The sequence below is a fragment of the Methylopila sp. Yamaguchi genome (assembly GCF_002897035.1).
Lineage (GTDB): Bacteria > Pseudomonadota > Alphaproteobacteria > Rhizobiales > Methylopilaceae > Methylopila.
Window position 1 is genome coordinate 1 of sequence record NZ_BAUX01000021.1, and the last position, 18,262, is coordinate 18,262.

16 protein-coding genes are annotated in these 18,262 nt (G+C 69.2%); 7 read left to right on the forward strand and 9 right to left on the reverse strand.

The window, feature by feature from the left end; translation table 11 throughout:
- Window positions 1-13: 13 nt before the first annotated feature.
- From METY_RS18845 to METY_RS18865, 5 genes are all read right to left on the reverse strand, one after another.
- Entirely contained in the window at window positions 14-277 is a 264-nt protein-coding gene (locus METY_RS18845) for an acyl carrier protein (protein ID WP_244593738.1), read from the reverse strand.
- A gap of 436 nt (window positions 278-713) precedes the next feature.
- On the reverse strand, window positions 714-2,396 hold the full coding sequence (locus METY_RS18850) for a fatty acyl-AMP ligase (protein WP_103122934.1): 1,683 nt from the start codon (window positions 2,394-2,396) through the stop codon (window positions 714-716).
- Window positions 2,397-2,447: 51 nt separating this feature from the next.
- Window positions 2,448-4,196, reverse strand: a complete 1,749-nt coding sequence (locus tag METY_RS18855) for an ABC transporter ATP-binding protein (protein ID WP_244593739.1) — start codon at window positions 4,194-4,196, stop codon at window positions 2,448-2,450.
- Window positions 4,197-4,298: 102 nt separating this feature from the next.
- A complete protein-coding gene (locus METY_RS18860; protein WP_103122935.1) occupies window positions 4,299-5,348 on the reverse strand; it encodes an ELM1/GtrOC1 family putative glycosyltransferase in 1,050 nt (349 codons plus the stop codon).
- 31 nt (window positions 5,349-5,379) lie between these two features.
- Complete coding sequence (locus tag METY_RS18865) at window positions 5,380-6,681, reverse strand: hypothetical protein (protein ID WP_146035763.1); 1,302 nt, start codon at window positions 6,679-6,681, stop codon at window positions 5,380-5,382.
- A 323-nt stretch (window positions 6,682-7,004) separates the two neighbouring features.
- Here METY_RS18865 and METY_RS18870 point away from each other — a divergent pair, with 323 nt between their 5' ends.
- The gene (locus METY_RS18870; RefSeq protein WP_160147391.1) at window positions 7,005-7,970 is read left to right on the forward strand and encodes an ELM1/GtrOC1 family putative glycosyltransferase; all 966 of its coding nucleotides are present in this window, start codon (window positions 7,005-7,007) and stop codon (window positions 7,968-7,970) included.
- Window positions 7,971-7,979: 9 nt separating this feature from the next.
- Here METY_RS18870 and METY_RS18875 read toward each other — a convergent pair whose 3' ends face one another.
- Complete coding sequence (locus METY_RS18875) at window positions 7,980-9,083, reverse strand: polysaccharide pyruvyl transferase family protein (protein ID WP_103122938.1); 1,104 nt, start codon at window positions 9,081-9,083, stop codon at window positions 7,980-7,982.
- Window positions 9,084-9,311: 228 nt separating this feature from the next.
- On the opposite strand from METY_RS18875, the gene METY_RS18880 reads away from it, so the two are divergent.
- Window positions 9,312-10,328 (forward strand): glycosyltransferase, encoded by a 1,017-nt coding sequence (locus tag METY_RS18880; protein ID WP_160147392.1) that lies wholly within the window; start codon window positions 9,312-9,314, stop codon window positions 10,326-10,328.
- A 6-nt stretch (window positions 10,329-10,334) separates the two neighbouring features.
- On the opposite strand, the gene METY_RS18885 is transcribed toward METY_RS18880, so the two are convergent.
- A complete protein-coding gene (locus tag METY_RS18885; protein WP_103122940.1) occupies window positions 10,335-11,237 on the reverse strand; it encodes a glycosyltransferase family 2 protein in 903 nt (300 codons plus the stop codon).
- Window positions 11,238-11,333: 96 nt separating this feature from the next.
- Window positions 11,334-12,563 carry an amidohydrolase family protein gene (locus METY_RS18890; protein ID WP_103122941.1) on the reverse strand — a complete coding sequence of 410 codons (1,230 nt, stop codon included), beginning with the start codon at window positions 12,561-12,563 and terminating at the stop codon, window positions 11,334-11,336.
- 136 nt (window positions 12,564-12,699) lie between these two features.
- Between METY_RS18890 and METY_RS18895 the strand changes: the two genes are divergently transcribed.
- A complete protein-coding gene (locus tag METY_RS18895; RefSeq protein ID WP_103122942.1) occupies window positions 12,700-13,110 on the forward strand; it encodes a nuclear transport factor 2 family protein in 411 nt (136 codons plus the stop codon).
- A 147-nt stretch (window positions 13,111-13,257) separates the two neighbouring features.
- On the opposite strand, the gene METY_RS18900 is transcribed toward METY_RS18895, so the two are convergent.
- Window positions 13,258-13,998, reverse strand: coding sequence for a GntR family transcriptional regulator (locus METY_RS18900; RefSeq protein ID WP_103122943.1), 741 nt, complete (start codon window positions 13,996-13,998; stop codon window positions 13,258-13,260).
- A 137-nt stretch (window positions 13,999-14,135) separates the two neighbouring features.
- On the opposite strand from METY_RS18900, the gene METY_RS18905 reads away from it, so the two are divergent.
- From METY_RS18905 to METY_RS18920, 4 genes are read left to right on the forward strand one after another with little or no spacing between them, the layout of a single operon-like run.
- Entirely contained in the window at window positions 14,136-14,966 is an 831-nt protein-coding gene (locus METY_RS18905) for an ABC transporter ATP-binding protein (RefSeq protein ID WP_244593740.1), read from the forward strand.
- A complete protein-coding gene (locus tag METY_RS18910) occupies window positions 14,963-15,742 on the forward strand; it encodes an ABC transporter permease (RefSeq protein WP_103122945.1) in 780 nt (259 codons plus the stop codon). Before METY_RS18905 ends, METY_RS18910 begins: the two co-directional genes overlap by 4 nt.
- A gap of 42 nt (window positions 15,743-15,784) precedes the next feature.
- Entirely contained in the window at window positions 15,785-16,813 is a 1,029-nt protein-coding gene (locus METY_RS18915) for an ABC transporter substrate-binding protein (RefSeq protein ID WP_103122946.1), read from the forward strand.
- 5 nt (window positions 16,814-16,818) lie between these two features.
- Window positions 16,819-18,258: an amidohydrolase family protein gene (locus tag METY_RS18920; protein WP_200819738.1), complete on the forward strand. Its 1,440-nt coding sequence runs from the start codon at window positions 16,819-16,821 to the stop codon at window positions 18,256-18,258.
- The last annotated feature ends 4 nt before the right edge of the window (window positions 18,259-18,262 follow it).

Consider the following 18,262-nt stretch of genomic DNA (forward strand, 5'->3'; position numbering starts at 1 on the left):
AAAAATCGACATATCACGCATTACTCCGCAGAGCTTGGATCGTCTTCGCTAGATCGTCGACGGTCACAACACTCGCCATGTCATGCAGCGGAATCGAGATGTCGAACTTGTCCTCCAGCGCCATGCAGAAGTTCATCACGGCAATTGAATCAAGGCCAAGATCGTTCACGATGTTCATATCCGTTCGTAACTCGACCCGCCGATTGACTACCGTCTCTAGCACTTCGGAAATCTCAGCGAGCAACTCGTTTTTCTCTTCACTCATCTTTTCGTCCAAGCGGACGGATCCGTATTTCGTTGTCAGCGCGGAAAATATGGAGTTGTCGTCGATCTGTAAAGTTTCTGCGCCGGCCAGCAAATCAACAGGGGATTCAGCGTGTTACACATGCGCCACATCTCCCCGCGAGCGGATTTCGGCCAAATGTTCCGTCGCCGCTTCGTTCCGCCGTCAGGTGTTGCGAAAATGGCAATGCCCCGCCAATGGCTCGGCGAGACCGTGGCGCTCCTGGTCCTCCAACTGAGGCGGCCGCCAATGGGCGCCTTTCAGCCTTGGAAACTCCTGATAATCCAGAAGACGGCACATCTGGTTAACGAAGCGTCTGCGCGTCCTCGGCGGCGCCCGCCGACGCGCGAGCGTTGCAAACCCGCAAAAGGATACGGCGTCGGCGCCGCCGGATCAGCCGGGAGTTGAAACAGAACGGCGCCGAATGTGTTCAGCTTTCGGCGGAACCCAGCGAGAGATGGAGCTCACGGGAGCGGCTTCGGCTGAGCTTTCCTGACGACGTGACCGGCAGCGCATGGGCTCCGACCAGGCGCACGACCGGCGCGACGCCGAACCGCATCCGAAGCACTTTCTCCACCTCGGCCCTCAGCGCGTCGCGAACGTCGGGGGCGCTCGCGCGGCACTGGACCAGCGCGACGACTTCCTCGCCCTCGGCGGAGTCCACCGAGAACACCGCTACGTCCCCGCTGCGCAGGCCGCCGACCTCGCTCTCGGCCGCCCATTCCATGTCCTGGGGCCAGATGTTGCGCCCGTTGATCAGGATCAGATCCTTGGCGCGGCCCGTGATCACGATCTGGCCGTCGACGAGGTATCCGAGATCGCCGGTGTCGAGCCAGCCGGCGGCGTCGATCGCCGCGGCCGTGGCTTCATCCTCGCGGAAGTAGGCCTGCATCAGGCTCGGCCCCCGCGCGAACACCTGGCCGACGGCGCGCTCCGGCTGCGACGCGCCGGCGGGGTCGCGGACTTCGATCGCGTGGCCGGGGAGGGCGACGCCGCACAGCACGAATTCACGCGTCCGGTCGGCATCCGCCACGGCGGCGGCGACGCCGTCGCTCTCCAGCTTGTCGAGGTCGAGCGTTTCGGTGCGGAGCCCCTCGCTCAGCGGCGCGAACGACAGCGCGAGCGTGGCCTCGGCCATGCCGTAGCTCGGCACGAAGCTCCCGAGCCGGAATCCGTGGGCTGCGAAGCGATCGGCGAACCGGCGCAGCACATGGGGACGGATCATGTCGCCGCCGATGCCGGCGATCCGCCAGGAGGTCAGGTCCAGAGCGCCGAGGTCGAGCGTCGCGGCGCGCTGCACCGAGAGCTCGAAACCGAAGCTCGGGCTGTAGGAAATCGTGGCGCGGTTGCGCGAGATCAGCTCGAGCCACATCAGCGGCCGTCGCGCGAAGTCGCGGGTCGAGAGGTAGTCGACCGAGAGCCCCGCCACGATCGGCGTGAGCATGAAGCCGACGAGCCCCATGTCGTGGTAGAAGGGGAGCCAGGACACGCAGCGGTCGTCCGGCGTGGTTTCAAGTCCGGCGCGGCTGATACCGACGGCGTTCGCCATCAGCGCCGCATGGGTCACCATGATGCCCTTCGGGAAGCGCGTGCTGCCGGAGGAAAACTGAAGGTAGGCGAGGTCCTCGGACGCGGGACGGACAAGCTCGCCGCTTGCCTCCGCCTCGGGGACGTCGGCGATCGACCCCACCAGCTTCAGCGGCAGCCCGTCCACCGCCTCCAGCAACCACTCCTTGAGGTTCGCCGGGGCGAAGGCGGCGGCGGCGTCCGCGGTCTCCACCATGCGGCGGATGTGAGCGAGGTAGGTCTCGCGCCCCCCGAAGGCCATCGGCAGCGGCATCGGCGCCGGCACGAGCCGCGCGTAACCGCACGCGAAGAACAGCCGCACGAAATCGGCTTCCGTCTCGGCGATCAGTCCCACGCGGTCGCCGGGCGTCAGGCCCGCCCCGAGCAGGCGGGCGGCGAGCGCGCGGGCGTCCTCGCGCAGCCGCGCATAGGGCAGATCGGCCAGGACCTCGCCGCGGGCCGAATGGAACGTGAAGCCGCGGTCGCCCGTCGCCGCGGCGTCGAGCGCGTCGAGGATGGTCTCGTGCGGGAAGGGGCGATCCGTCATGCGCAGGCTAAGTCCAACAGGAGCGGGGGAGGCGCTGCGCCGCGGGTCGCATCACGCGGCGTGGCTGTCAACCTTCACCACGCGCCCTTCGGCCAGATGAACCACGTGGTCGGCCGCCCGCGCCCAGGCCGGCTGATGCGAAATCGCCAGCACCGTCAGGCCCGTGGAGCGCGCCAGATCCATCACGTTGCGCACGATGTTGGCCTCTGTGTCCGGGTCGAGCGCCGTCGTCGCCTCGTCCAGGATCAGGAGCTGCGGCCGGTGGATCAGCGCGCGCGCGATGGCGATGCGCTGCCGCTGGCCGCCGGAGAGGCGTGCCCCGCGCTCGCCCACGATCGTCTCGACGCCCTCCGGCAGCCGGGCCACGAAGTCCGCGGCGCCTGCGGCCTCCAGCGCGCGCTCGACGTCCTCGCGGGTGAACTCCGGCTGGCCGAGGGTGACGTTCGAGAGCAAGGTGTCGTGGAACAGGATGAGCTCCTGCGGCACGTAGCCGGTCATCCGCCGCCAGGCGACGAGGTCGACGTCGGGCAGCGGGGCGCCGTCGATCAGGATCTCGCCGGCGGTCGGCTCGTGCAGCCCGAGCAACAGGTCGACGGTGGTGGTCTTGCCCGCGCCGGAGCCGCCGGTGATCGTGGTGACGAGCCCCTTCGGCACCTCGAAGGAGGCGTTTTCAATCACCGGCTCGCGGTCGTAGGCGAAGCTCACGTCCCGGAACGTGACCGCCCGCTCGAAGCGGGGCGCCGCGCCGGGATGAAGCGATTCGCGCGCGCGTCGGGCGAGGTCGATCGTCTCGGTCACCGCCACGAAGCCCGCCTCGGCGATGCGCACCGCCTGCAGGCCCTGCTGGGCCTTGCCGATGGTCGTCACGGTGCGCACCAGAAGCACCGACATGACCAGCACCTCGCCGGCCGGCAGGTCGAGCACGACGAGGGCGAAGTAGATGCCGACCGCGAGGCAGATCGCGAGGATCGGCTCCTGGAGGGCCTTGTTGGCGTGCCGCGCGAAAGACTGGCGGCGCTGCGCCTTGCGGATGATCTTCACGTCCCGCTCGAACAGCGCCTGGAAGCGCGCGTGACGGCCCATCGCCTTCATGGGCTTGATGCCCACGAGGAGATCGGTCAGCCCAGCCACCATCCGCTTGACGTGGCGGGTCTGCTTTCGCGCCGTCCGCTTTGCGATCAGGATGAAGCGGTTGAGCGTCAGCACCATGATCAGGCCGACGCCCAGCGACAGCAGGCCGACTTGCCAGGAGTAAAGCGCCACGATCGTGAGGTAGGTGACGACCTGGATCACCTCCGACGCGAGCTGGGCGGCCTGGTTGTAGGCGTCCCCCGCCTGCGCGGATTCGCTCGACAGCGCGTTGGCGAAGCGCCCGACGGGCTGTCGCACGTAGTAAGCCCAGCGGGCCGCGAGCAGGGCGTCGATCAGGTCGAGCCGGACCTTGACCGCGACGTCGGCCATCGCGCGCCCGACCTGGTGCATGGCGAACAGCGTGAGGGCGGCCTTGAGGGTCATGCCCACGACCAGGGCCGTCAGAAAGAACCCGATCGTCGGCTCGAAGCCGAGCCCGTGGATGAAATCGAGCGCCTTGGCGCTCCCGCCCTTTGGATCTCCGCCTTCGCCGATCAGCGTGATGAGCGGCAGAAGGCTCGCGATGCCCAGGCCCTCCGCCACGCCGGCGAAGACGAGGCAGGCGAGCGTCGCCGCGGTCCGACCGAGCGGAATGATGGACGCGAGGCGGATCCACGTGCCAAGCGTCGCTTGCGTCGCGACGTTACGTTTGGTCGAGGTTTTCGGCACGCGCTGACTCTCTTAGGCGGCGGCCGTTCCGGCCGACGGTTCCAGAGCCCGCCGGCCGGAACGGCCGCTGAGCGAGCGTGGTAAAACCAATCACCGGCGGTCTCAAGGGTTGGCGGGACGAACAAGCGCACGCACCCGCGTCGCGGCCTCCTCCAATTCCGCCGCGGCGCGACGCCTCGCCCTGTCGCCGCCCGCCATTAGGCCCTCGGCTTCGAGCCGTTCCGCATAGCGGTCGAGGTCACGGATCGAGGTGACGATCCCACGGGCGATCAGCCGATCGAACATCGCCCGGGCGACTCCGACGCGGTCGACGAGGGCGCGCGCCAGCGCCATCCGTCGGTGCGCGGCGGTCGGGCGCCGAGGCAGCCGATGAAGCGTCACCGGCGCGCCGGACAGGACGGCGTCGGCCGTCATCGCGGCGCTGTCGTCAGTGACGACGATCGCGTCGGCGGCCGTGAGGAACGCCGCATAGTGGTTTGTCCCTTCGCCGAACACCGACAGGCGGATTGGCCGCGTCGCGTCCGCGAGGACGGACGTCAGCGCGGCGACCGCGTCCGGCGAGGTTCGCGGCGAGGTCGCGACCAGCAGCGATCCCTGATCGCGCGCGGCGCGCTCGATCGCGGCTTTCCCGAGCGCGCGCGCGGCTGCGGCGTCTAGGACGCGGGGCGGGCTGTCGCCGCCCACCAGCACGAGAAGCCTTGGGCGCGGCAGCGCCTCCAGCGCGGGATCGCGAGCGGCGGCGCGCGGCGTCGTCAGCGGCAGCGCGTTGATCAGCACGTTCGGGGCCGCAGGCAGGCCATACTGAGGCGTGGTGACGACCAGGTCGAACCAGCTGAGGGGCCGCCAGGGCCGGCCGACATGCACCAGCCGCGTTCGCCCGCCCGAGGCGTGACGGATTGCAAGCGCGATGGGCGCCGACCAGCGGCCGGCCGCCACCACCACATCCGGCCATGGCGGAACGAGGCTCGCGCGCGATGGGGCGTCGAGCGCCCGGAATGAGCCGTTCCGGGTTGCGGCGCGCTTCGTCAGGTCGCCGAAGGCGAGCGGCTTGGCCTCCCAAGCCAGGCCCGAGGCCTCAGCGAGGGCGACGATCTGGCGGTTGTCGCCCGCGCGACGGCCGAGCAACGCCCAGAGCCGCCCAGGCGCGGTCACAGCGGCGCCCCGGCGCGCCGGCGGCGCGCGATCAAGCGGCCCGTGCGGTCGCCTGTCCGCCCCTGGCGGCCTCGCGCCTGCCGCCGCTCGTGGTCGTCAGGCTCCACAGCCGTCCAGGGTTCCTGCCTTCCGCGAGCTCCAGCTGGAGCCGCCACCATGCGGCAGGCAGCGCGCCGGCGCGTCCGGGGCGGGCCGGATCCAGGGCGACCGCCACGCAGAGGAAGCTGCGGCCCGCGGCGAATAGCGCGTCGAGCGCCCACGGCACATCCTCCTCGGGCAGCTCGGAGAGGCCGCCCGCACAGATCACGCCGTCGCCGCCACGGTTGGCTCCGGCCCGCAGCAGGTCCTCCAACCGCGCCGTCTCGACGCTCAGCCCCCGGATCGAAATTTGACCCTCGCCGCGCGGCGAGACCAGCAGGGCGGTCTTGGCGCCGACGGCCTCGGCGAGCTTGCCCGCCTCCCGCCCGATGCGCTCCAGCCCTGCCGCCGGGGTCGATGCGAGCGCGCCGAGGGCCTGCGCGAAGTCCTCGCTCGGCCGCTCGCGCGTGAAGCCGTTGAAGCGGGCGGCATTGGACGATCTCTCAAGCGCGAACCACACCTCCCCGTCGGGATGATCCGCGTAGAACAACTGGTCCGGAAACGGCTTCCACGGCTGAGTCCGCAGGGTCGTGAAATGGAAGCACTTCGAAGCGTTTGCGCTGAACTCGCTGTCGCGGGCGTTCCAGACGCCGGGAAGCTCGCCCCATAGGTTCTCGCGCGCGATGATGTCGAGGAAGTACTTGCGCTTGAGCGTCTTGCGCGCGTCCTCGATCCGCCAGTGCTTCGCCATCCGGGCGCAGTCGATCAGCGCCACCGAGGTCTCGTCCTTCTGGACGCACAGGATGCCGGCGCCCTTCATGTCGAGATCGAACATCTCGGCGGGGTCGGCCAGGTAGATCTGGTCGACGTCGTTGTAGATCGCGCGGCCCTGTTCGCCGGCCAGCGCGGGGATCGCGTAGCGGTAGTTCGTAAAGCCCGTGGTCCAGTCGGTTCGGTCGAAGCCTTCGAGGTCCTTCATCAGGTAGACTTCGTAGACGCGCGCCGGATCGCGGTGGCGCTCGACGGACCACAGGAACACGCGTTCCGCGCGGGCCTGCTGCGGCTCCGTGCCGAGGAAGATGCGCACGGGCGGCTTGGGGCTCGGAGCGACGCCGGGTTGCGGCTCGAAGCGCACCAGCGCCGGCGCGCTTCGATGGCCGGCCGGACGCGGTCGGTCTTTTCTGAACCAGTACTTGGGGTGTCTGTGGTACCAGCGCGTTTTATACTTTACGCGCGTGTCTGCTGTCTTGGACAAGGCGGTTATTCACCGGTTTTGGAAAGGTTCTTGTCTCGAAAAGGGCGGGGGAGACCTCTCGATCCTACGCCATCGGGCCGCAGAGAGGCAAGGGAGCCGGCGTTGTCGATAGGCTGCGAGGCGGCGTCGTGGCGTGCGGACGGACTTCGCAGGTCGCAGCCTTGCCGAGGGTTTAAGGGGCCTGTGCGCAAATGCTAGGATGCGTCGATGATTAATGAGGCGCTTCCCCCGGGGCACCTGGTCTTAGGCCATTCTGCTGCATGAGCGGAATACGCCGGATCGCGGCGGCGGAAGTCCTGTCTTGGTACCAGGACTGTCCACTTATGAAGACGATTGTCGTCAGCGCGGCGAAAAACGGCCACGTCAACCAGTGTCTAGCGGTTTGCGACGTCGCCGGGTGGCGGCCCGATGGGGTTGTGCGCATCCCCGCTCCCGGACGCATGACCCCTTGGCCCCAGCGCGTCTGGTTGAAGCTCCGGCGCGCGTTCGCGACCTCGCGCGCGCTGCCCGACCGCCGTGAGGGCGAGCGGTTGCGGATCGTGGCGAGCGGCGCCGCCTCCGAGCGCGTCGTCGCCGCCTATCGCGCGCTCTACGGCCGCGATCTGTTCGCCGCCTTTAGCGGCCGCCCGAACTGGTCGACGCCGATCTTCGATGTCGCGCTCGTTCCAAGGCACTCGCTCTCCGAAAACGAATGCCCGGACACGTTCGAAGTGGCCGGCGCGCGGCGCGCGATCCTGAGGCGCGGCGTTCCCGTCCGGACATCGCCCGTGCCCGCGTGCGAGGGTCAGGGCGTGCTCGCGATGATCGGCGGCGTGAACAAGGCGTTCGACGTGGAGCCCGTGCGGATCGTTCAGCAGGTGGATCAGATGCTGCAGCGCGGGGTCGACGGGCCGTTCTTGATGGCGTTTTCACGCCGCACGCCGGGCTCGGTCGAGGGCGCCCTTAGAGCCTCGTTGAAGGACAAGAACGTCGACTTCATCGATCGCCACGACCGCGCCGGCTTCGAGCGCGCCCTGTACGGCGCCGCCCGGTATGTGGTCACCCCGGATTCGCTGACCATGCTCTGCGAGGCCTGCAACACCGGGCGTCCCACGCAGGTGTTCGATCTGCACTGCTTCGACCCGTCCTCCACGACGGCGCGCTGCGTCCAGGATCTGGTCGACGGCGGCGAAGTGGCGCGGGCGTCGCAGGGGACGCCCGCGGCTTCCGCGCCAGGCGGCTTCGTGGCGCCCGCCGCGGCGCTGGACGCCTACGAGGCTTGGCGGGCGGAACTTGCGGACGCCCCCTGAAAGTCGCGGTTACCCGAAGATTCGGCGCAGGAGCGACGGCTTTCGCGACTTAGCCTTAGTGTGGGCGTCCTCCTGAGCCCGTCGCTTGAGGACGTTGCGGCGGTCGGCGGCCGCAAGGTCGGGCCGCGCTTCGACGTCTTTTCGGAGCCGCGCAACTTCCGTCTCCTCGTCCGAATCGGATCCCTGGCCCAGGATGTCGAAGTGCTGAAGGTCGCGCGCCGCCGCGAGCCGGTCGAAAGCGGCGTCGTAGGCGGGGCGCCGCGCCTCGATGTGGTCTAGCGCCGACCGCAGGCCGCCTTCGCTCTCCACCATCGGCAGATCGCCACCTAGCGTCTCGAGCAGGCCCTCGCCCTTCCAGGTGCGGCCCCTCAAGGCGATGAAGGGCGTTCGGGCGAGACCGGCGAGGTAAAGCCCGTGGTGTCGGCTGGACACCACGGCTCGGGCCGCCGAGAGAGCGGCGACCGCCTTCGGCCAGGCGTCCATCTCGCCGCGTTCGCCGTGGACGGCGAACAACTCGCACGCGCTTCCAAGGTCGGCCGACTGACGCAGCCCCATCGATACGGCCCCCGCTCCGGGATCGTTCTTCGCCGTCCAGTCAGTCAGGACGATCTTGTCGCCGAGGTCGCTCGGGCCGCTTGCGAAGCGCGCCGCCACGATCGAGTCGAAGGTCTGCACGCACTCGACGCCCCGGGACCGCATGTAGGCCGCAGATCGGGTCTCCCGCACGCTGAGCCGGTCGAACGCTGCGAGCAGGTCGTCAGCGAGCGGAACCTCCTCCAGGAGGCAGTTGACCAGCAGGGTCGCCTTTCGCCGCCGCTTCGCGACGTGCAGCGCGGCGATCAAGGCGAGGCCTGATCCGTGATGGATCGTCCCCTCGCCGTTCACCACCACGGCCTCGACGCCGTCAAGCGCCGCCATGAACCGGTCGTCGCGTTCGACCGCGGCGACCAACTGCTCGAACCGGTCTTCCCCGTCCACCCGGATCTCGTTGACGAAGAACCGCGCCGTCACCGCATGGCCCAGCCGGCCAAGCATGCGCGCATGAGCGTCCGAGACCGCCCGGCAGCCGACGTGCGATTTTACGGCGGTGTCGTTGCACACCATGACTTTCATCGACGCTCTCCGTGGTCCTCAGGCCGGTCCCGGCGGCGCAGGTCCATAGCATGGCGCGAAAGCGTCGCTCCAAGACAAACGGCTGACCGTCATCGTCCTGTCCCTTGTGCTTCGAGTAAGCCGCATGATATCGCGGCGGGACAGAGACGGGCCTGCGCCGAGCGCAGGGTCCCGGCGGCCGCGCTCCACGTCGAAGAGCGCAGAGCGCCCATCGAGGATCCGAACGCCATGACGATCACCGAAAACAAGATCCCCGCGGTCACCTTCATCATCGAGTGGGAGAACGCGATCGACGTCGAGGACGAGTGGGCGAAGCGCGCCATGTCGTCCTTCCAGAACGAACTCGAGCGCAACCACAACCGCATGAGCGCCCGTCCGCGCATCATGTATCTGTACGACGACGGCGCCGTGCAGGCCTCCACGATCCAGGGCGTCATCGATGAGGTCGCGCCGCGGCTCAAAGAGTTGGCGGACCTCGAGCTGGTCGCCGCTCCGGGCATGACTTACTATAAGCTCAAGAACTTCGGTGTCTCACGCGCGAACACCGAACTCGTCGTGATGCTCGACAGCGACGCCGGCCCGCAGCCGGGCTGGCTGGAGAACCTGCTCAAGCCGTTCACGGATCCGGAGATCATGGCGGTGGGCGGTTTCACCGTCCTCGGCCACGAGGATCTCCTATCGAAGACCATGGCGCTGAGCTGGATCTTCAATCTGCCGAGCGAGCGCTCCAAGACCGAGAAGCGCAAGAAGATCCACGCCAACAATTGCGCCTTCCGGACGGCCTTCTTTAAGAGTAACCCGTTTCCGGACCTTCCTGCGTTCAAGAAGCAGTGCGGTTTCTGGCTGAGGGACATCGAAGCGCGCGGCTACAAGTACGTCCGGACCGCCGACGCGATGACGGTGCACGCACCCCATCCCGGCTACAAGTTCCTGGCGTGGCGAGCCTGGACGACGGGGCTCGACCGCGATTTCCAAGCTTACCACACCATCACCAAGTCCCGCGTCGGTCGGTTCGCCTACAGCTTCCAGTTCTTCGCGAGCAAACTTGCCCGGTCGTGGAAGCGGATCTGGACCAAAGGCGACGAGGTCGACCTGCCGGTCTGGCAGCGCCCGATCGCGATGGCGCTCTCGCTCGCTTACTTCGTCACCGCGCTCATCGGGCAGATCGTCAGCTCTCTGACGCGCAGTTTCGGCCCGTTGCCGGCGACCGGCCCGATGAAGCCGCCGGCCGTCGCGCACGGCTGACCGGCGTCAGTTCTCGCGGGGCGTGCGTCTGCGGCGAACGACTTCGCCGACGCCTTCGAGGACAAGCCCCGCGAGCGTCCCGCGGCCGAACGCGTCGCCGAATCGGCGCGCGTCTTTGAGGGCGACGCCGATCCGTCCCTTGCGCGTCAGCCGGATGAAGTGGCGGGCGAGATCCCGCGCCAGCCCGACGCGGTGTTCCGGCGTCATGATGTAGTTCGGGTGCCTTCGGACGAGGTCGATCGTGGCCGCCATGAAGGTGTCGTTCTTGGCGGAGATCGCATCCGGCGACCATTCCTTGGTCCAAAGCACCGCGTCGGTCGAGGCGCAGCGCGCCGTCTTGACCAGACGGAGCACCAGATCGAAATCCTGCCGCCGCTTTAGCGTTTCGTCGAACAGGCCGGCCGCCACGATGGCGGGCTTGCGCAGGCTGATCGCGGGCGTGGCCTTGAACATGCGTCGAGCGTAGAGGGCGGTCTCGATCGCGCTGCTGTTGTCGAGTACGGGATTTCGCCGGGCGGCTTTCGGCTTGTTCATCTCGGGCGGATAGACCAGCTCGAAGCTGTCGATCAGCACGTCGATCTCCGGGCGCCGCGCGAAAACCTCGACCACGTGCGCGAGCTTGTGCGGCAGGAAGCAGTCGTCGCTGTCGAGAAACGAGATCAGGGAAGCTTGAGCCTCTCGGACGCCGCGATTGCGTGCGGCGTTGCCGCCGCGGTTTTCCGGCTGGCGCAGCAGGCGCACGCGGGGGTCGGCGAACGCCTCGACCGCCGCGGCCGTGCCGTCCTTCGAGCCGTCGTCCACGATCACCAGTTCGAAGTCGGCGTGGGTCTGTGCGAGCACGCTTTCAATCGCGCGGCCGACAACCCGTTCCCGATTGTAGACGGGCATCACGACCGAGATCGACGGCACGCGCAGTTCTCCTAAGGCCTGCCCCCAAGGGGCGCGCGATCCTTCCCCGCCCGGTCGCGCAAAGTCAAACCTGCTGGCTGATGGTTGCCGCCCCCCTCAGCCCGGCGGGGGCATCAGCGTCGGCGCGGGGCGCTCGAAGCTGAGGCGGCCGCGCTTGAGGCCGAAGACGGGGAGCGCGATCTCGGCGATCGCGGTCTCCGCGTCGGGGGCGTCCAGCACGACGACGTCCGCCTGACGGCCGACAGCGATCCCGTAGTCGGCGAGGTTCATCAGGCGCGCGGGGCCTGCCGTCACCAGGTCGAGGCAGGCGGGGAAACCATCGGGGCCCACCTGCGCCACATTGGCGTAGAGGTTCGCCATCCGCATCAGCGACAGGTCGCCGAAGGGCGTGAAGGGGTTCATCACGTTGTTGGTCGCGACGGAGCAGAGCACGCCGCGCCGCTCCAATTCGTGCACGCGGGTCACTCCGCGCGGCGTGTCGAAAGGCCGGTCGCGGCCGTTGAGGTAGAGGTCGGTCGCGGGCAGGGCGGTGACCGCCACGCCAGCGTCGGAGAGCCGGCGGGCGGCGCGCTCGAAGGCGTTTGGCGTCATCGCGGAGAGTTTGGTCGCATGGCCGATCGTGACGCGTCCGCCACGGCCGTAGGCTTCCGCCCGACGACAGACGTCCTCCAGGTGACCCCAAGACGGGTCGAGGTCGAAGTCGAGATGCAGGTCGAGGTCGACGTCGTAAGCCCGGGCGAGATCGAACAGGCGGTCGAGCTGAGCCTCCGGGTTGGCGTCGGTGTAGGGGCAGCCGCCCAGCAGATCGGCGCCCCCGTCGAGCGCCTCGACGAGGAGCGGATCGCAGCCCGGGTCGTTGGTGAGCCCCTCCTGCGGGAAGGCGCAGAGCTGCAGCTCGATCGCCCAGGCGTAGTCGCGCTTCAGGCGCCGCAGCGCCTCGAAGCTGCGGAGCCCGGCGCGCGGGTCCACCTCCACATGGGCGCGCATGTGCGTCGTGCCGAACCCGATCGCCCTGTCGAGGCAGCGCGCCCCCCGGGCGTAGACGTCGTCCTCCGTGAAGTCCCGCTTCAGCGCCGAGACGGCGGCGATCGCAGCCTTAAGGTCGCCGTGGTCGTGGCCGCAGCGGCCGAGCAGGCAGGCCTTGTCCAGATGCACGTGGCTGTCGACGAAGCCGGCGATGGCGAGCCGCCCGCCCGCCGGGAGCCTCGGCGCATCGCAGACGATCGCGGGGGCGATCTCCGCCACACGGCCGGCCCTGATCCCGATCGAGACGGGAGACGCGCGGCCCGGCAGGCGCGCGTCGGTGACGACGAGGTCGAGGCTCACGGGAGACGGGGTCCTGAACGGTTCCGAGGCGCCCACAAACTAGCGTTTCGAACGAGCAATCTGCATGAACTAAATGCATGCACTTTGCCGGCGCTTCTGCTTAAGATTTGGTCGAAGCGCTTCCGGAGCCAGCCCCATGTCCCTCTCTGACGCCGCCCTCTCCCCCGACGCCGCCCTCGTGCGCGACTTTCTCGAGGCCTCGATGGCGCCGGATCCGGAGCGGGCCGCCACCTACATGGCGGAGGACGTCCGGATCGTGTTCACCGGCGGCCGGCCGTTCTCGCATCCGAGCGGGCCGACCGGTTTCAACGCGATGCGCTACGCCTGGGTAAAGAAGCGCATGGAGCGCTTCGACGTGGCGCCGGGCGACGGCGAGACGGTGGTCTACAGCGTCGGCACGCTCTACGGAGCATGGCCGGACGGGGAGACCTTCGAAGGCAACCGCTACGTCGACCGTTTCGTGGTGCGCGGCGGCAAGATCGTGCGGATGGACGTGTGGAACGACAGCGCCGAGCGCATCCTCACGCGCCGCGGCATCGAGGCCTGACGCGCGGCCTGCTCCTCGCCCTTGGCGGCAGGCCAGCCGGGCGGGTGCGTCGCAGGATGAGGCTCCGTGGAGGGCAGTCCGCCCTACGTCAGAAGAGCCTGCAGCGCGCGGAGGATTTCCCGCGCCAGGCGCGATGCCGTCAGGCGCTCACCCTCCCGCGCGGCGTTTCTTCGGTCCCGCGGCGTCGGTCACGTAAGGCGCGAGCACGTCCATGATGTCCCGGGGCTTCGCGGCTTCGGACACGAGCGCCCGGCTGGCGACGGCCTCCAGATGGTGGTCCATCAGGGCGCAGGCGCGGTCGGCGTCGCCCGAGGCCAGCGCGGCGACGATCTCCAGGTGCTCGTTCACCGCGCATTCCGAGGAGTGCGGCCGACCGAACAGCGACAGGGTGAGGCCGCAGCGGTAGCCGATCTCGCTGACGTAGCGGATGAGGATCGGGCTCCCCGTCATCTCGGCGAGCGTGATGTGAAACTCGGTCGCGAGCCGGATGGAGGCCGACTCGGGGCCGCCCTGCGCCTCGCGCTCCTCGGCGATGCCGGCTTCCAATTCTTCGATCTGCTCCCGCGTCAGTCGCCCGGCGAGCTGCTTGACCACTAGCCGCTCGAGGCTCACGCGCACGTCGAACAGGTCCCGCGCCTCCTCCCAGCTGGGCGTCGCCACCACCGCGATCCGGTTGCGGCGGAGCTCCACCAGACCCTCGGATCCGAGCTGTCCCAGCGCGTAGCGCGCGATGGTGCGGCTGACGCCGAAGCGCTCGCCCAGCGCGTCCTCCGGCAGCTTGTCGCCGGGCCGCAGCGCCCGCTCGAGGATCGCGCGCCGCAGCGCCCGGCAGATCAGTCCGAGGCGGTCGGTGGAGCCGCTTTCGGACTCGTCGCTGTCCGCCGCCATTTCCGCCCGCCGCTCCGCCCGCTCGTTCTCGCCACCTCGGTGATAGCGCCCGCCCATGGCCTGACGCAAGCGACCCGTGGCGCCAGACTTGCATGCACTTTTGCGACGGAGGCGTATGCAAAATGACGGACGCTTTGATGCCACTTTCACCGGCGCGCGGCGGAGCGGCGATCGACCTGTCGCAGGCGGCGGTCATCTTCGGCCGCGGCGCGAAGGCGACCCGGGCGCTGCAGCCAACGACGCTCAGGATCAACGACGGTGAGTTCGTGGCGCTGGTCGGGCCCTCCGGCTGTGGCAAGTCGACGATCCTCAAGCTCGTCAGCGGCCTGATCGCGCCGAGCGGCGGCGTGGTCGTGGTCGGGGGCCGGGAGCCCTCCGCGAAGGCCGCGCGCATCGGCATGGCGTTCCAGAACCCGACGATGCTGCCCTGGCTGACCGTCGAGCAGAACGTGATGCTGCCGCTCAAGATCGTGCGGCCGTTCCGGAGCGAGTACCGCGCCAAGCGCAAGACCGAGTTTCGCGATCGGGCGCATGCGCTGCTCGACCAGGTCGGTCTCAAGGGCTTTGCGGCCAAATACCCCTGGCAGCTCTCCGGCGGCATGCTGCAGCGGGCGAACCTCTGCCGCGCGTTGATCCACGAGCCGCGGCTGCTGCTGCTCGACGAGCCTTTCGGCGCGCTCGACCAGTTCACGCGCGAGGAGCTGTGGGGGGTGCTGCAGGACCTGTGGCTGCTGCACAGGCCGACGGTGCTGCTTGTCACCCACGATCTGAAGGAGGCCGGCTACCTCGCGAGCCGCATCTGCGTGATGAGCGCGCGCCCCGGCCGCATCCTCGACGACAGCCCGGTGGAGTTTCCGCGCCCGCGCACCGTCGCGATGACCTTCGAGCCTGATTTCGTCGCGCTCAATCAGCGTCTGAGGGCGCGCATCGTCGAGGCCCGTGGCGGGTCCGAGGAGCTGGCCCGATGACCGATTTCGCCGCCGTCCGCCGCAAGCTCTGGGCCGTCGTCCTGATCGTGGGCTTCTTCGCGCTGTGGGAGGTGCTCTGCCTGGCGCTGGGGGTCTCGGATCTCGTGCTGCCGCGGCCGAGCCAGGTGTTCGCCACCCTGTTCGAGCGGCTGCCGATCCTGTGGCCGCACATCCTGCAGACGCTGATGACGACGATGATCGGCTTCGTCGGCGGGGTGGTGATCGGGGTCGCCATCGGCGCGCTGATCGGCGTCTCGAAGGTGGCCTACGACACCGCCTATCCGCTGCTGATCGGCTTCTCGTCGATCCCGAAGGTCGCGGTGGTGCCGATCTTCGTGCTGTGGTTCGGCTCCGGCACCGTGCCGGCGGTGCTGACCTCGCTCATCATCTGCTTCTTCCCAATCGTCGTGAACGTCGCGACCGGCCTCGCCACCACCGAGCCCGAGCTTGAGGACGTGCTGAAGGCGCTGGGCGCCTCCAAGTTCGACATCCTTTGGAACGTCGGCCTGCCGAGGGTGATGCCGTTCTTCTTCGCCGCGCTGAAGGTGTCGATCACCTACGCCTTCGTTGGCACCGTGCTGGCCGAGACCGTCGCCTCCAACCGCGGCGTCGGCAACGTGATGATGAGCGCCTCGTCGAACTTCGACGTGCCGCTGGTCTTCGCCGGCCTGTTCATCCTGGCGGCGCTCGGCGTCGCCCTCTACGTCGCCTTCTCCCTCATCGAACGCCGCGTCACCGGTTGGGCGACGCGCCGCGACGACTTCGCGGCGGCCTGAGGCCGCCCGCCCATGACACCGACCCTCAGAAGGACCGCCGCCATGTTGAAGTCCGCCGTCGCCGCAGCGCTCGCGCTGGGGCTCGTCCTCGCCGGCCCCGCCGCCGCCGAGACCACCAAGATCAAGTTCACGCTCGGTTGGAAGACCCAGGGCTCGGACGCCGCCTTCTTCCTCGCCAAGGACAAGGGCTACTTCGCGGCCGAGGGCCTCGACGTACAGATCGATCAGGGCGAGGGCTCGGGCGCGACGGTGACGCGCATCATGTCGGGCGCCTACGACGCCGGCTTCGGCGACATCAACGCCATCATCCAGAACGCCTCCGCGCGCCCGGATCAGGCGCCGGTGATGGTCTACCAGATGTGGAACCGGCCGCCCTTCGCCATCGTGGTGAAGGCCGACAGCACGGTGAAGGGGGCGAAGGACTTCGAGGGCAAGACGCTGGGCGGAGCGCAGGGCACGCCGACGACCCGTCTGCTCCCCGTCTTCGCCAAGACCAACGGCGTCGACATGGACAAGGTGAAGGTGTCGAACATGGCGCCGAACCTCCAGGAGCCGCTGCTGATCCGCGGCGAGATCGACGGCGCGCTGGTGTTCAACATCACGAGCTACTTCAACCTCGTGCTGAACCGGCAGGACCCGGACAAGGACTACCGCTGGTTCTCGTTCGGCGACTACGGCCTCGACCTCTACTCGAACGGCATGATGGTCTCGCGCAAGCTGATGACCGAGAACCCGAAGGCGGTCGAAGGCCTGGTGCGCGCCGTCAACAAGGCGACGATCGAGATCGGCAAGGACCAGGAGGCCGGCATGGCGGCGGCTCAGAACTTCGATAACCTCATCAACATGAAGGTCGAAAAGCGCCGCCTGCAGTTCGCCTATGAGAAGCTCATGGTCTCGCCGGAAGCCGCCGAGATCGGCGTTGGCGATCTCAAGGACGACCGGCTGAAGCGCGCGATCGACATCGTCGTCGCGGGCTACGGCCTCACCCGCGCGCCGGAGCCGAAGGAGATCTTCTCGCGCGCCTTCCTGCCCGCCCGCGACCAGCGCGAGCTGGCCTACGCCGCGAACTGAGCGCCGTGGCGCGCACGCTCGCCTGCGCCGCGCTGTTCGACGGGACGGCGCTGCGCCGCGATGTCGTCCTGCGCGTCGAGGGCGGCGTGGTCGCCGGGGTCGCGCCGGCGGAGGGGCCGGTTTCTGGCCCCCGCCGGCTGGCGCTGCCGGCGCTGGTGGACGCGCATGACCACGCCCGGCCCTTGCCCATGAGCTCCTTCGGCACGGCGTTCCAGCCGTTGGAGACCTGGCTGCCGCGCACCGTGTTCGCCACGCCGCCGGACGCCTACCTCGCGGCGGTCGCCCCGCTCGCCCGCGCCGCGCGGGCCGGCTGCGGGGCCGCGATGGTGCATTACACCCGGCCGAGCGGCAGGCTTTCGCCGGTCGACGAGGCCCAAGCGGTGGCGCGCGCCGCCTCCGACGTCGGGATACGCATCGCCTTCGCGCTCGCGGTTCGCGACCAGAACCCGCTGGTCTACGGCGACGAGGCGGACCTGATGGCGGAGCTGCCGCCTGAGGCCGCGCGGATCGTCCGCGACCTGTTCCTGAAGCCGGCGGCGGCCCCCGCCGCCTATGTCGCGCTCGTCGACGAGATCGCGGAGGCGATCGCCGGGCCGCGGGTGGACGTCCAGTACGGTCCGGCCGGTCCGCAGTGGTGCTCGACCCCGCTGCTGGAAGCTATCGCCGAGGCCTCCGCTCGCACCGGGCGGCGCGTGCACATGCATCTGCTGGAGACCGAGCGCCAGCGCGCCTGGGCGGACCGCGCCTTTCCCGTTGGGATCGTTCCTCATCTCCAGCGGATCGGCCTGCTCACCGAGCGGCTGACGTTGGCGCACTGCGTCCACGCGCGGCCGGACGAGCTCGACCTGATCGCTGCGAGCGGCGCGCGGATCGTGACGAACCCTGGCTCCAACCTGCACCTGCGCTCCGGCCTCGGTCCCATCCGCGAGGCGCGCGCCCGCGGCTGCCGGATCGCGGTCGGCGTCGACGGGCAGGCCTTCGACGAGGACGACGACGCGCTGCGCGAGCATCGCCTCGCCCATGCGCTTCACGCCGGCGCCGGCCTCGACCCGGCGTGGACGCGCCAAGCCTTCCTGCGTGAGACTGTAGCCGCGGGCCGCGCGGCGGTCGGGGCGCCCGGCGATGGCGCGCTGGTTCCGGGCGCGCCCGCCGACCTCATCGTCGTCGACCTCGACGCCCTCGACCGCGACGCGATCCTCGACGTCGACGCGCTCGACCTGCTGTTCGCGCGCGGGACCGCGGCGCACATCGTCGAGACGATGGTGGACGGCCGGACGATCGTGGCCGACGGCGTCGTGACGGGGGTCGATCTGCCGGCGGTCGAGGCGGAGCTTCGCGCTCGCTACCGCACGGAGGTCCGCCGCTACGACGGCCTCGAACGCAGCTGGGGCGCGCTGGACGGCGGGCTGCGGCGGTGGTTCGCCGGCTGCGCGGGCTGCGGCTGAAACC